Source organism: Niallia sp. FSL W8-1348, assembly GCF_038006745.1.
Taxonomy (GTDB): Bacteria; Bacillota; Bacilli; order Bacillales; family Cytobacillaceae; genus Niallia; species Niallia alba.
Map to the genome: position 1 here is coordinate 127,427 of NZ_JBBOVV010000002.1, position 14,752 is coordinate 142,178.

The following is a 14,752-nucleotide window of genomic DNA, read 5'->3' on the forward strand; positions in this document are numbered from 1 at the left end:
GGAATGTGATCCACAGTGAATTTTTTCTTTATGATGCTGATATTCCAATTTGTTGTACTGTAAGAAATTATCAGGAAAAAGATTTTAAAGAATTAATTGCTATTCAATCAGAATGTTTTCCAGCGCCTTTTCCAGAAGAATTATGGTGGAATGTTGAGCAATTATCCAGTCATCTTGCCCATTTTCCAGAAGGAGCAATTTGTGTGGAAGTTAGTGGAGAACTTGCTGGTTCTTTAACCTGTCTGCGTGTCTCTTATGATTCTAAGACTCCTATTCATACATGGGAGGACATAACAAATAATGGATATATCTCAACACATGATGAACAAGGAAATGCATTATATGTTGTAGATATTAGCATTCGACCTAAATTCCGAAAACTTGGTCTAGGAAAAGTTCTCATGCAAAGCACCTACTATTTAGTCATAGAATTAGGCTTGGATCGATTGCTTGGTGGCGGTAGAATGCCAGGCTATAAAAAATATGCTAAAGACCTTACCGCAGATGCCTATTTGAAAGAGGTTATGTCAGGACATATAAAAGATCCTGTTATTTCTTTTCTGTTACGATGTGGCAGAATGCCAGTTACTGTATTGCCAAATTATTTAGAAGATGAAGATTCATTGAATTATGCTGTTTTAATGGAATGGAATAACCCATTCCAGCAAAATTAAATATCTAGCAAAAATGCCTTACTTAGCTATTTGATATTACTGGAATTATCAATAGCTAAGTAAGGCATATTTTTATTTGGATTTTGCGAATATCGGTATTTTGCCTAGTAACCAATGTTGGAAATAGTTTTCAATCTACTCGAAATAATAAAATTATAAAGGAACGAAAAATAATGATTGACATGTAATTAATTTAGTTCTATATTATTAAGTGCTTAATAGTTAACTACTTAAATATTAATTAGTAAAATGTTTAGGAAAGGATGGGGGATAAGTGCGGAATGGCGAAGAGCTTTTTGAAGTTGCAGCAATGTTTGGCACATTTATCAAAAATATCACAAGTGAATTTAACAAAAATAGCAATGATTTAAATATTACTCAATATAAATTACTCTTTCATCTTGATAAAGAAGGAGCTCAAAATGTTTCCGATCTTGCCAAAAGCGTGCACATTACAAATGCTGCGGTAACTAGTATTACAGATCAATTACTTGCCGATGACTATATAACAAAAGTGCGATCTCAATCAGATCGCAGGGTAGTTAATATTACCATTACAGAAAAGGGAAGAAATATAGTAAATAATATGAAAAAAGAGCAGCAGAATAAAATGAAAGAACATTTTCGCAAACTGACAGAAGAAGATATTCAACACTTGAAACGAATCTTTACATTATTAAACGAGAACTTTTAACAATTTCATAAAGAAAAGAGAGAATGCAATGGAACATTTAACACAAAAGAAAAAATTATCAATTATGATTGCCATTATGGCAGCGATGTTTTTTGCAGCGATTAACCAAACAATTGTTAGTACTGCAATGCCAAAAATTATTTCCATTTTAGATGGCATGGACTATTATACATGGACAATAAATATTTACATGCTTACATCTACAATAGCTACTGTCCTAGTTGGAAAGCTGTCTGATATGTATGGACGTAAGCCTTTCTTATTAATCGGAATCTTATTATTTATGGTTGGTGCTTTCTTAACAGGTACTTCCAATGATGTATTCCAATTTATTGCATATCGTGGTATCCAGGGGATTGGTGCTGGTATTATTCAATCTTCTGCCTTTACAGCAGTTGGAGATTTATTTCCGCCACGAGAACGTGGTAAATGGATGGGCTTATTAACAGCCGTATTTGGCTTCTCCAGCGTACTTGGGCCTCTTCTAGGGGGATATTTAGTTGATCATCTAGATTGGCATTGGTTATTCTGGATCTTCTTACCAATCGGTATTATTGCTTTTGGTATGATTACGGTATTATTCCCTAAAGTAGAGGGAACTGGAAAACAAAGTATTGACTATTTAGGATCCTTATTTATGACGGTTGCTATTGTTCCACTATTATTAGCTTTCTCATGGGCAGGAACAGAGTATGCATGGGGTTCTGCACAAATTTTAGGCTTAATTGCTACTAGTATTGTTTTCGCCTTTGTCTTTGTTTTTGTAGAAAAGAAAGCGAAAAATCCAATATTACCTTTACATCTTTTTAAAAATAATATCGTGACAGTTTCTAATCTTATTGGTTTTATTATGAACTTTGGAATGATGGGGGCTATGATATATCTATCTTTCTTTGTTCAAGGTGTACTAGGTATTTCACCTACTTACGCTGGTTATGTAACGATGCCAATGTCCATCGTTATGGTTATCTCCAGTACAATTATTGGTCAGTTAATTTCAAAAACTGGGAAATATAAACGCTTTGCATTAATTGGAGTACCAACTATGATTGCTGGTATGGCAATTATGATCTTTATGAACAGTGTTCCTATGGCGATTTTAAGTATGATTGTCTTTGGATTAGGTCTTGGTATTGGTATGCCAGTATTTTCAATTGCTACACAAAATGCGGTTTCTCATAAAGAGTTAGGAGTAGTAACGGCTTCTACTCAGTTATTCCGTAACTTAGGTGGTACAATTGGTATTGCCGTGATGGGAACGGTTATGGCTAACAATTTAAAAACAAACTTACAAGACACGATGCAAAATTCGCCTGTGGTGAAGGATTTGGCAACATTGGATCCAAAAGTGACAGAGCAAATCGTTGGTTTTGCCAATCCACAAGCTTTAATGAATAAACCATTACTTGAACAAACAGAAGCAAACCTTCCAGCAGATGTTCAACCGATATTTGCGCAAATGATTCAGGGAATTAGAGATGCGTTAGGTGATACATTATCAACTGTATTCTTAACTGGAACGATCGTATTAGTTGTTGCCTTTTTATTAGTGTTTTTCTTAAAGGAAATTCCACTACGTACATCAAACCAAGCTTCTCCTGAAGGAGAGAAGGAAGAAGATATCGTTCTTGATAGACAAAATTCATAAAGACATACTAAATTGGCTGTTTTCCAAAATTCTGGGAGACAGCCTTCTTATTTTATGTAGAATAATGGGGGAGAAACTATTATTGTGGATATTTTGTTACAATCAGAAGTTTTCTCGCACAACCTTTTTTCTGTTATAATAAAGTATAGTAATTGAATGAAAAAAAGTAGGGATGTTAAATGAAAATTATTTGTTTTGGAGATAGCTTAACAAGAGGTGTCTCATTTGTAAAAGGTAGGGTAAGAATTATCAAAGACAATTATCCCGCTTTTCTTGAAAAATTATTTTCAGTAAATAATCCAGAGGATACAATTGTCTTAAATAAAGGTGTATTTAATGATAATTCTGATTTGTTAATAAAGCGATTGGAAAAGGATGTTCTTTCTGAGAAGCCGAATTATGTCTTGTTAAATGTAGGTGGAAATGATTGCAATTTTAAATGGCAGGAAGTAGCTGAGAATCCTGATAAAAACCATGACCCAATTGTGCCAATTAGTCAATATATCGAAAACATCGGTCAGATGGTAACAAAAATGAAGCAATCAAATATCACGCCGATTTTGTTAACTTTACCACCACTTGATCCTGTTAGATATTATAAATTTATTGCAGATAGATATGGAACCACGATTAGTCATTGGATTAGTTGTTGTGGAGGAATTGAACATTGGCATAGTCTATACAATTTACATTTGAATAAATTAATTGACCAATTAAATCTTCCTAGTATTGATGTTCGCTCAGCGCTTAACAAGGCTGGAGATGTTTCTGATTTTATTAGTGATGATGGAATTCATTTAAATTCAGAAGGCTATAAAAAAATGAGTGCTTTTATTTTTGAGGAAATGCTCCGTTTAACGGGAGGACAAAAAGAACAATTATCTTAATGATCTTTTTGTTATAAAGTACCGGTGCTATTCCTTTCAAAAAAACTAGCTATGGAATATCTTTGGAATATGCTATATCATAAAGGGACAAGCAGTCATCAATACGTCGATTAAGATAGTGGAGGAAATACAGATGAGCACATTATATGAAAAAATAATTGATGTTTTACAACAAAAAGGACCAACAAGCCTTTCCACTATTTATAATGAATTAAATAGTTTTTTAGGAGAGGAAGACACACCTATTTCAATGTCCTCCATAAAGTCTGTCCTTTCTCGGAAAAAAGACTTATTCGAGGTTTATGATGATTTAGTATCAATTCATCCAGATAAAGAAATTACGAAGCTAATTGTGGAATATAAGGTAAATCAAGAGCATTCTTTTAGTATTCATATCGATTTTGATCTTCGAAATTATTTAATTCAAGAATGGAGTCAATTTCCGATTGTCATTCCGCCAGTTTTTAATAAAATGGAGCCAGAAGAATATGATATCTTAAAGATGGACTTATACCGATTGAAAATTTGGAATTGGGAAGATGAGCTACTAGGAATAGATTCTGTTAAATGTACCGCTAGATTGGTTACGGTTAACTCTACCTATACGGTTGATTTAGCAAATTTGCAATCAAAAGAATGGAGACAATTGCAGAAAATTGTAGCGCTATTTACTGATTTAGAATTGTTGCTTAAGTAAGCGAGAAGGCGGAAGCATATCAATGAAAATTGATATGCTTTTTTAGTTTTCATGACGCAGAAAAAATAATTAACGATACATTGTCCATAATCCCATATCCATGAACCCAACATTCTTATAAATTTTACCAGCAGCAGGATTATCATAAAACAAGCAAACATATTGTTTTTCGTCTAATACATCATTAACTAGGGCTGTCATTAGTTTACTTGCTAAACCTTGATTCCGATAATCTTTATGCGTACATACACCGACAATCATAGCTGATTGGGAATTTTCTGCAGTAGTAGAGACCGTTGAAATAATGTCACCTTGATTATTTTCAAGAAAATAAGTTCGACCTGTTTTTGATTCAATTGCTTTTTTTAGCATATTTTTTGTTTCGACTGTTGTGTTAAATTCATCAATAGAATGTTGTAATACAACAATTCTGTCAATATCAGCAATAGTAGCTTTATTAATTGTTTCCGTTATTTGTATTTCTCTTTTTGTTTCGCATTGAGCGAAATAAGTTACTCGTTTCTTCCCTAATGCTAGATTAGGCAGTTTTTCAAATTTCTCAACTAGGTCTGCTTTCCCTGATAACGTTACTGGATTAGTATTTGACTGCATTATCGCTGCAAAAGCCTCTGAATCAAAATGATTTTTGTCTTTGCAGTAAAATATATAGCTTTCAAAATACTTAAGTAGTACAGCTTTTATGTCCCCATCATGAAATTCTCCCCAAAGCTTTTGGAATGGAGAATGATAGCCAAATGCTTCAATATCTCCAATGATAAAAAGGTTAATGGAAGGGTCTTGTAGTAAAAATTTCATCACATTAGCATGATCTTTTTCTGTAAGTTCACGAATCATGTATACAACCTTCTTTCGATTCTTTGAAATAATTAATTGTAAGTTTATCATAATATTGGAAATATAAATAGATTTGAATAAATTTATTGTTGGACACCAATTATAAGTATTTTACTAAGCATCGAGAATGAAAGAGAATATACAGTTTTGCTAAAAGATAAAAGTAGAAACACGAAAACTGGTGTTCATCAAAGGAATGAAAACCACATTTGAAAGTAGAAGCAAGAAAACTGGCGTTCATCAAAGGAATGAAAACCACATTTGAAAGTAGGAGCAAGAAAACTGGTGTTCATCAAGGGGATGAAAGCCACATTTGAAAGTAGAAGCAAGAAAACTGGCGTTCATCAAAGGAATGAACACCGCATTTGAAAGTAGAAGCAAGAAAACTGGCGTTCATCAAGGGAATGAAAGCAATATTTAAAAGTCAAAAACATTGAATTTACTTCCCAACCTAATTAAATAAACAATCCAGCTGAATAAAAGCAGCTGGATTGCATTTTAACTATAATAATATGGAACTAAATTTTATTAACTAAGAGAACTAGATAACACATTAAAATAACGTGCATCTGGATGGGCAAATACCATTGCAGAAACAGAGGCTTCTGGTTCCATCATACACTCTTCTGACAAAATTATTCCAATATCTTCAGGTGAAAGTAACCCAAACAGTTTTTTCTGATCTTCTAATTCAGGACAAGCAGGGTACCCAAATGAAAATCTTTGTCCTTGATATTTTGCTGCAAAGCGTTCCTTCATAGTAAAGTTTGTTGGATCAGGGAATCCCCATCTATCTCTAATCTGACGATGAATAAATTCTGCAAGGCCCTCCGCTGTTTCTAATGCAAGTGATTGCAGGGCGTGTGATTCGAGAAATCTTCCATCACGCTTTAATTGTTCTGCTGCTTGTCGGATTCCAGTACCTGCTGTAACTGCAAAAAAAGCAACATAATCCATAACACCACTATCTATAGGTTTTAAATAGTCTGCTAGACAAAGATATGGTTCTCTTTCTTGTCTTGGAAAATCAAAAGTTTCTAGTCGTTTAGAAACATCGTCTGGATCATATATATATATTTTATTGCCATCTGATTGAGCAGGGTAGAAGCGATAAACCGCTTTTGGCAGTATCCAGTTATTTTGTTCTGCTTCTAATAAAAGTTGTTCAATCATATCGTTTAATTGGACCGCTTTTTCATCTTTCTGCTTTAATAAAACGTCAATTTTACCTTTTAACCCCAAATGGTGACCTAATAGCATTTGCTTATTAATATATGGTTTGATATGCCCAATTGTATAATTCGTTACTATATGCTTCTTTGTATCCTGAGGTACAAAGACAGGGGCTTTTGGATCAATTGTTTTTCTTTTAATTCCTGTGATAACGGGTTTTACATAATCTTTTGTCGGCATTGCTAAAAGAGTTTGCTTCTTTTTTTCATGCTCTTGTTTAAGCAAAGAGAATTCTTCTTGATTGGTTAGCTGATTAGCAAGGGATAAACCATTCATGGCATCTTTTGCGTATAATACCAGTCCATCATATTCTCGTGAGATTTTTGTATCGGTAAATTTTCTTGATAATGCTGCTCCACCAACTAAGATAGGGACGTCGATACCAGCTTGTTTCATATCTGCTGCTGTTAACACCATCTGTTGTGCAGATTTAACAAGGAGGCCTGATAAACCGACAATGTTTGGCTGTTCCTTTTTGATAGCGGAAACTAACTCTGCTGGCGGAACCTTAATTCCTAGATCAATCACTTCATAACCGTTGTTTGAGAGAATGATGTCGACGAGATTTTTGCCAATATCATGAACATCTCCTTTAACGGTTGCTAAGATAACTTTTCCCTTTGTGGATGAAGAAACATTTTTATCCATGTAGCCTTCTAAAAAAGAAACGGCGGTTTTCATTACTTCTGCGCTTTGCAAAACTTCTGCTACGATTAATTGATTATCATTAAATAAACGGCCAACTTCCTTCATTCCATTCATTAACGGACCATTAATAATATCTAGTGGCGCACTGTAAGTGGTGAGCGCGATTGCTAAATCATCAAGTAATCCTTCTTTTGTTCCTTCAACGACATAATAGGCTAATCGTTCATCTAAGGTTAAATTTTCAAGAGAATTTATTTTTTCTTTCTTCTTACCCCGGTAGAAATCCGTAAAAACAGCTAACGTTTCATCTGTTGTTTCAAATAATAGCTTTTCAGCTAATTCAATTTCTTCTTTACTAATAGACGCAAATCTTTCCAGCTTTTCTGTATTAACGATGGCATAGTCTAATCCAGCTTGTGTACAGTGGTAAAGAAAGACACTGTTTAATATTTCACGACCGACAGGAGGGAGACCAAAAGAGACATTACTTATTCCAAGAATGGTCTGAACATCTGGACAAGCTTCCTTAATTTGTTTAATACCTTCCACTGTTGCTAAAGCAGATCCAATGTATTGCTCGTCTCCAGTACCTACAGGGAACACAAGCGGATCAAAAATAATATCTTGACCACTAATCTTATATTTCTTGGTTAATAAATCATAGGATCGTTTTGCGATTTGCAGCTTCTTTTCTGCGGTAACTCCCATACCATCTTCATCAATCGTTCCTACAACAACCGAGGCTCCATATTTGTGGATGAGAGGGGCAATTGCTTGAAACCTTTCTTCGCCATCCTCTAGGTTAATGCTGTTGATGATTGCTTTCCCTTGCGAATAGGAGAGAGCTTTTTCGATTACTTTTTCATCAGTAGAGTCAATGACGAGTGGAACCTTTACTTTTTTCACAACTTCTTTCATAAAATGTTCCATGTCCTGTAGCTCATCTCTGTCAGGATCAGCTAAACATATATCGATAACATGGGCTCCGCCTTTTACTTGGGCTCTTGCAATTTCAGATGCTTCTTCGTATTTTCCTTCTTGTATTAATCGTTTAAATTTCCGAGAACCAATGACATTCGTACGTTCGCCAACCATAATTGGTCTTAATGTAGGATCATCATATATAAAAGGCTCAATTCCTGAAACCATATGATAGGTGGTTTCAGCGACTGTTCGAGGGGCAATTTCCTTCATTTTCTCTGCAATTGCTTGAATATGCTCAGGGGTAGTTCCACAGCAACCACCGACGATATTTAGCCAGCCCTCTTCAGCAAAACCGCTTAATTTATTTGCAAGAGAGGAAGCCGTCTCATGATAATGACCTTCTTCATCAGGTAAGCCAGCGTTTGGGTAGCAGCTAACAGCAAACTTAGAGAGGCCTGACAGGGAACGAATGTGATCTTGCATAAACTCGGGACCAGTTGCACAGTTTAAACCGATTGCGATAGGATTCATATGTTCAACAGAAATATAAAAGGCTTCAATCGACTGGCCCGCAAGTGTAGTACCCATCGGTTCAATGGTCCCAGAAATCATCAATGGAAGTTCTTTACCTGTCTTTGCAAACGCCTGTTTAATTCCGAGGAAACCCGCCTTTACATTTAACATATCCTGACTAGTTTCGAGAAGAAGGATATCTACACCTCCATCGATTAATCCTATTGCTTGCTCTTCATAAGAAGCAATAAGCTCTTCGAATGTGGCTCCACCAGTGACACTTAATGTTTTCGTTGTCGGACCCATTGCTCCAGCAATGAATCTTGGCCATTCAGGAGTAGAATATTTTCTGACCGCGTCTTTGGCGAGTTTTGCTGCCGTAACATTAAGTTTGTAAGCAAGATGCCCTAGATGGTATTCATCTAGGACAATCTTCGTAGCACCGAATGTATTTGTTTCAATAATATCTGCACCGGCTTTAAGATAGGCTTCATGGATTTTCGTAATAATATCTGGTTTTGTTAGATTAAGATTTTCATTACAACCTTCTAATTCTTCTCCTCCAAAATCGTCTGCTGTTAAATCTTCTCGTTGGAGCATTGTACCCATTGCGCCGTCCATTATTAAGATTTTTTGTTTAAGTTTTTCAGCTAATGAAGTTTGTGGCATTAGTTGTCCTCCTAGTTGCTGCAGTTCGTCTTTTCGTATAGCGCGCCAATTCTACTGAAAGCTCATATCGCAAAAATGGTGTTATTAAGTAGATACCATTGAAGTAGGTGGCTGCAGTATCGATTAGCGACTTTGTAATTTTCAAACCTTCTTGTGTTGCTTGTTCTGGGTTATCTTTTAAATTTGCCATTGTTTGACGAATCGAATCGTCTATCTTTATTCCAGGTACTTCGTTATGGAGAAATTCTGCATTATTGCTGCTTGTTAAAGGCATTAAACCAATATAAATAGGCTTGTCGATATGCTTAGTAGCTTCATATAATTCGATTATTTTTTCTTCTGAATAAATAGGCTGAGTGATAATGTAATCAGCACCACATTCTATTTTTTTCTCTAGTCTTTTCACTGCTTTATCTACTTGCCGAACATTTGGATTAAAGGCTGCAGAGACAGAAAAAGCTGTTTTTTGACCTAGATTTTTTCCAGAAAAGGAGAGTCCTTCATTTAATTGCTTAATCATCGAGATTAAATCAAAAGAAGTCATGTCATAAACAGAAGATGCACCAGGGAAATCTCCAACTCGAGCTGGATCTCCTGTTATTGCTAATACATCTTGGAGTCCCAGTGTGTGCAACCCCATTAAATGAGATTGTAATCCAATCATGTTGCGATCACGACAGGCAATATGAATGAGGGGACGAAGACCGATATTTTGTTTTACTAATGTACCAATAGCTGTATTGGATATACGAGCAGACGCTAAGCTATTGTCTGCAAGTGTAATAGCATCAATGCCTTCTTCTTTTAGTTTTTTTGCGCCTTCAAAGAAGCGTGTTGTGTCTAATTTTCTTGGTGGATCTAATTCTACGATAACAGAAGCTCTTTCTTTAGCAATCTCCTCCAAAGGTGTATATTCCCGCAGGGGAGGAGAGTTAAGAAGAATAGATTCAACTCGTGGTGCATTAGCATTAGATGGAATTGCTTTTTCAGTAATAGGGACAGCATCTTTTAATGCTTCCGCAAAATTTTTAATATGTTCTGGCGTTGTCCCACAGCAACCTCCTAAAAGGCGAACACCTTGCTTTCTAAATTCTTCAGCAGATTTTCGGAAATATTCTGCATTATCTTTATATTCGAATTTTCCGTCAATATAAGTTGGCAAACTAGCATTTGGATAGGCCGATAAATAGGCATGCTTTGGTAATGGTATCTGTTCGAGTGATGCAATCATATGATGGGGACCTAATCTGCAATTTAGGCCAATCACATCTGCTCCCAAATTTTCTAGTCTATCAAACGCAGAAGAAAGGGAGGATTGATTTTGTAAAATGCCTATTTCATGAATCGAAACTTGGGCAATGACTGGAAGATCTGTTTCTTTTTTAGTAATTTGTAGAACCGTTTCTAATTCTTCCAAATCATAAAATGTTTCTAGTAGAATCCCATCGACCCCTTCTAGTAACAAACAGTAAAGCTGTTCACGAAAACTTCTCTTTAGTTCTTCCAAACTAATAGCTTGTGGCTTCATCCCTCTGTTCCCGCCGATTGTTCCTAAAATATTGACCTTATTAGTTGTTGCTGCTTGTTTGGCAATTTTAACGGCAGCACTGTTTATTTCCTTTACGTTATCTTCAAGCCCATATCTTTGTAGTTTTAAATAGTTGGCAGCATATGTATTTGTTTGAATAATATCTGCCCCTGCATGGATATATGCTTGATGAATATGTTGAATTTGTTCATGATGCGAAAGATTTAATGCTTCAAAGCATGTGTCCTTTCCATAGGAGTAGAGGAGGGTACCCATCGCACCGTCGGCTATTAAAATTTCATTTTTTAGTCTATCAAGAAAACTCATCATAATCCTCCATTAAATATAATGTAGCGCTGCCGTCTTTTTTAGGGCTGTATCAAAGTCATTGATTAAATCTTGTGGATTTTCCAATCCAACTGATAGGCGAAGAAGGGAGTCAGTAATCCCTCTTTCTGCTCTTGCAGCAGGGTCCATTGCAGCATGGGACATTTTAGCAGGATACGAAAGGATTGACTCTACAGCACCAAGACTAACTGCAAATACAGGAAGTTTTACATTTTCAACAAATGTGCGCATTGCCTCTTCTGAATGCAATTCAAAGGAAAAAACAGCCCCTGCATTTAACGCTTGTTTTCTTTGAATCGCATATTGAGGATGGTCTTCAAAACCTGGGTAATGAACTTTCTTAATGCATGGATGGTTCTGTAAATGTTCTGCAATGATTTTTGCGCCATCACATGAATGCTTCATGCGTACGTGCAATGTCTTTATTCCTCTTAACAATAACCAACAATCCTGTACGCCAAGAACCGCACCAAAAGAATTTTGTAAATAGCCAATTTGTTTGGCAAGGTCTGCATCTTTAACTACCGCAACTCCAGCAATAACATCACTATGGCCTGATAAGAATTTAGTAGCACTATGTAGGACTACATCTGCACCGAGTGTTAATGGTTTTTGTAAGGCGGGTGTTAAAAAAGTATTGTCTACAAAGGTCCAGGCATTGTATTTTTTGGCGAGTAAGCTTATTGCTTCAATATCGGTTACTTTTAATAATGGGTTAGAAGGGGTTTCAACATAAAATACTTTTGTATTAGGCAAAACAGCCGCTTCTACTTCTGCTAAGTTGGTCATATCTACAAATGTATGGTCAATACCAAAGCGATTTAATACCGTTGTGACCATACGGTACGTTCCTCCATAAACGTCTTCCGAAATAACGACATGGTCTCCTTGTGATAATAATAGGAAAGCAGTAGAGATAGCAGCCATTCCAGAAGAAAAGGCAAAGCCGTGTGTGCCTTCTTCGAGTTCTGCAACGACTTCTTCCACAGCTTCTCTCGTCGGATTTAAGCTTCTGCTATAATCGTATTTTCCAAACGTTTCTATATCCTTTTGATGGAAGGTAGAAGCGTGCTGAATTGGCACGCTAACTGCTCCAGTTTCCGGATCAAATTTATGCTTATTGTGTAGTAATTTTGTTTCAAATGTATATGGTGTGCTCATATTGTTACCTCCTTAGCGATTCCCTTTGCAATGGAAAATGCTTTATCTAAATCTTTAATTAAATCATTTGCATTTTCAATGCCGACAGAAAAACGTAATAAACGGTTATCAACGCCAGTCTCTAATCGAACTTCTAATGGAATGTCGGCATGGGTTTGGGTAGCAGGGTATGTGATAAAACTCTCTACACCACCCAAGCTTTCAGCAAAGGAGATTAACGTTAAATTTTGTAAAAATGGATTTACCCATGATTCATGTTGAATTCTAAAGGAAATCATACCACCGCGACCAGGATAGAGAACATCAACAACAGCATCATGTTCTTTAAGGAAGGAACATAAAATTTTAGCATTTTCCTCATGTTTTTCCATTCTTAATGCTAATGTTTTCATGCCTCTCATTAATAACCAAGAATCGAAGGGACTTAAAACAGCTCCCGCAGAATTATGATGTAAAGCAAGTTCATTACATAATGCTTCTCCTTTAGCAACGATAAGACCGGCAAGAACATCATTATGTCCACCTAAATATTTTGTCGCACTGTGGATAACAATATCAGCCCCTAAGCGAATAGGCTGTTGAATGATTGGAGTATAGAAAGTATTATCTACAATAAGTAGAATACCGTGTTCTTTAGCGATGGAAGCCACTTCTGAAATATCCGTTTGTTCCATTAATGGATTAGTAGGAGTTTCAAGGAAGATTGCTTTTGTATTAGGGGAAATTGCCGCACGTAAAGTATCTGTATCTGAGGTAGTAACGTACGTACATCGAAGACCCCATTTTTTATATCCTTGTTCTAACAAACGATAGGTACCACCATATAAATCCTTTGAAATAATCCATTCATCACCGCTTTGGAAAAGCGAAAGAATTGTTTGGATAGCAGCCATTCCGGAGCTACATGCAAAGCCGCGATCTCCATCTTCTAAATCGGCAATTGCCTTTTCTAAAATTTCTCGAGTGGGATTTCCAGTACGAGTGTAATCATAGCCAGTTGATTCCCCAATTCCAGCATGACGATAAGCAGTTGAGAAATAAACAGGTGGGTTTACTGCTCCAGTTGTTTTTTCACTTCGATTTCCAATTTGTGCTAATTTTGTCTCTAAACTATACATTCTATAACTCTCCTATTCTCATAATGTGAATTTATTTATGTAATCCATACAAATCAAGAAGAGAAGAAAAATGACATGAAAAAAGTCTTCTTCGTTAATAAGAAGAAGACTTTGATTATTTAATGGTCATTCTTCTTATCTTTCAAGCCTTTATGCTTGATGGAATTAGCACCTTTTCAGTATGTAATAGAATACTGAAGGTTGCTGAGGTTTCTTCGGGCCATTCCCTCTACCTCTCTTGATAAGAATTACTTATGTAATTGAATATTAATTTACTATATATTTTACCAGTTGGCAACAATTATTTTGTTATTTCTGAAAAGATTCTATATTCTTCTTATTATAAATAAAAAGAATATACACTTAGATTTCTTCAATAAGTTGATAGACATCGACTTCCAACTCATAATCTGGCTTTGCTTTTGTGTAAATTCTTGCTTTTTTTGTTTTTTCATCTACATTCTGGATAATTATCTTTTCACCTTGATAACTAACATCCACAATATCCGCAGCATTCATAATTTCAATTGCTCTTCCAATATTCAATGTAAGTCCTCCTAAACTAACTAATCCCCATTTTAATCCATTCATTTTAAGTAAATACTCATTCTACTCGATTTTGAATAATAATGAAAAGCAACAATTTAAACAAACCTATCTTAAAAATAATATATTTTTCTTAAACCGAGCTTTTCCATATTAGTCTATAGAGCGAAAGGAGTTCTATCTTTATAATGGGTATATTTCTTAAATTTTATGCCCAATTTTTTCTTCTCATTAAATTTTAATGTTACTTTCATGCTTTTTTAGAATAGGAGGTATACTATTTGTTTTATTCACTTAACCATATTGGAAAACTAATTAAACTTGTTATCTTAACAGGAAAAATAATTGCTTAAAATAGGCTAAGAATTGGGTATTATTAAAAAATATAGTTAATACCACAGCCAAAGTTCAAAATAAAGGAGAGATGAAATATGCATTTTCTTCGCATCGCAATGATTGTATTTAGTTCTATAACTGCTGCATCCTTATTCGGATTTCAATTTGTAGAAATGGCACATGCCATTATGGATTCAATGTTTTCAAAAGAGTAGGAACAAATTTTGTATATCAAGCTTCTAACATGATAAAATAACAATATCTTTAGGCAAG

11 protein-coding genes and 1 riboswitch are annotated in these 14,752 nt (G+C 35.3%); of the genes, 5 read left to right on the plus strand and 6 right to left on the minus strand.

Features of this window, described 5'->3' with window-relative positions:
• Positions 1 to 5 precede the first annotated feature (5 nt).
• The 5 genes from NST60_RS19105 to NST60_RS19125 all read left to right on the plus strand — a co-directional run bounded on the left by NST60_RS19105 (position 6) and on the right by NST60_RS19125 (position 4,600).
• A complete protein-coding gene (locus tag NST60_RS19105; protein ID WP_016205344.1) occupies positions 6 to 674 on the plus strand; it encodes a GNAT family N-acetyltransferase in 669 nt (222 codons plus the stop codon).
• Positions 675 to 948: 274 nt separating this feature from the next.
• Entirely contained in the window at positions 949 to 1,368 is a 420-nt protein-coding gene (locus NST60_RS19110; protein ID WP_016203756.1) for a MarR family winged helix-turn-helix transcriptional regulator, read from the plus strand.
• 28 nt (positions 1,369 to 1,396) lie between these two features.
• A complete protein-coding gene (locus NST60_RS19115) occupies positions 1,397 to 3,016 on the plus strand; it encodes an MDR family MFS transporter (RefSeq protein ID WP_224427933.1) in 1,620 nt (539 codons plus the stop codon).
• Between the two features lie 179 nt (positions 3,017 to 3,195).
• Positions 3,196 to 3,903, plus strand: coding sequence for an SGNH/GDSL hydrolase family protein (locus tag NST60_RS19120; RefSeq protein ID WP_016203758.1), 708 nt, complete (start codon positions 3,196 to 3,198; stop codon positions 3,901 to 3,903).
• A 133-nt stretch (positions 3,904 to 4,036) separates the two neighbouring features.
• The gene (locus NST60_RS19125; protein ID WP_016203759.1) at positions 4,037 to 4,600 is read left to right on the plus strand and encodes a hypothetical protein; all 564 of its coding nucleotides are present in this window, start codon (positions 4,037 to 4,039) and stop codon (positions 4,598 to 4,600) included.
• 69 nt (positions 4,601 to 4,669) lie between these two features.
• Here NST60_RS19125 and NST60_RS19130 read toward each other — a convergent pair whose 3' ends face one another.
• From NST60_RS19130 to NST60_RS19155, 6 genes are all read right to left on the minus strand, one after another.
• Positions 4,670 to 5,455, minus strand: coding sequence for a GNAT family N-acetyltransferase (locus NST60_RS19130; protein ID WP_016203760.1), 786 nt, complete (start codon positions 5,453 to 5,455; stop codon positions 4,670 to 4,672).
• A gap of 528 nt (positions 5,456 to 5,983) precedes the next feature.
• Positions 5,984 to 9,442, minus strand: a complete 3,459-nt coding sequence (gene metH, locus NST60_RS19135) for a methionine synthase (RefSeq protein WP_341099984.1) — start codon at positions 9,440 to 9,442, stop codon at positions 5,984 to 5,986.
• Positions 9,420 to 11,297, minus strand: coding sequence for a bifunctional homocysteine S-methyltransferase/methylenetetrahydrofolate reductase (locus NST60_RS19140; protein ID WP_016203763.1), 1,878 nt, complete (start codon positions 11,295 to 11,297; stop codon positions 9,420 to 9,422). Before NST60_RS19140 ends, metH begins: the two co-directional genes overlap by 23 nt.
• 12 nt (positions 11,298 to 11,309) lie before the next feature.
• Complete coding sequence (gene metC, locus NST60_RS19145) at positions 11,310 to 12,479, minus strand: cystathionine beta-lyase (protein WP_016203764.1); 1,170 nt, start codon at positions 12,477 to 12,479, stop codon at positions 11,310 to 11,312.
• Positions 12,476 to 13,597, minus strand: a complete 1,122-nt coding sequence (locus NST60_RS19150; RefSeq protein WP_016203765.1) for a methionine biosynthesis PLP-dependent protein — start codon at positions 13,595 to 13,597, stop codon at positions 12,476 to 12,478. Before NST60_RS19150 ends, metC begins: the two co-directional genes overlap by 4 nt.
• Positions 13,598 to 13,729: 132 nt before the next feature.
• Positions 13,730 to 13,845, minus strand: a riboswitch (SAM riboswitch).
• Between the two features lie 115 nt (positions 13,846 to 13,960).
• Entirely contained in the window at positions 13,961 to 14,143 is a 183-nt protein-coding gene (locus NST60_RS19155) for an H-type small acid-soluble spore protein (RefSeq protein WP_040343659.1), read from the minus strand.
• Positions 14,144 to 14,752 lie beyond the last annotated feature (609 nt).

What these genes read in the sequence shown, in the direction of transcription:
- NST60_RS19115 (WP_224427933.1), top strand. Translation starts at nt 1,397, where the DNA reads ATGGAACATTTAACACAAAAGAAAAAATTATCAATTATGATTGCCATT.
- NST60_RS19120 (WP_016203758.1), top strand. Translation starts at nt 3,196, where the DNA reads ATGAAAATTATTTGTTTTGGAGATAGCTTAACAAGAGGTGTCTCATTT.
- NST60_RS19125 (WP_016203759.1), top strand. Translation starts at nt 4,037, where the DNA reads ATGAGCACATTATATGAAAAAATAATTGATGTTTTACAACAAAAAGGA.
- NST60_RS19130 (WP_016203760.1), bottom strand. Translation starts at nt 5,455, where the DNA reads ATGATTCGTGAACTTACAGAAAAAGATCATGCTAATGTGATGAAATTT.
- metH (WP_341099984.1), bottom strand. Translation starts at nt 9,442, where the DNA reads ATGCCACAAACTTCATTAGCTGAAAAACTTAAACAAAAAATCTTAATA.
- NST60_RS19140 (WP_016203763.1), bottom strand. Translation starts at nt 11,297, where the DNA reads ATGAGTTTTCTTGATAGACTAAAAAATGAAATTTTAATAGCCGACGGT.
- metC (WP_016203764.1), bottom strand. Translation starts at nt 12,479, where the DNA reads ATGAGCACACCATATACATTTGAAACAAAATTACTACACAATAAGCAT.
- NST60_RS19150 (WP_016203765.1), bottom strand. Translation starts at nt 13,597, where the DNA reads ATGTATAGTTTAGAGACAAAATTAGCACAAATTGGAAATCGAAGTGAA.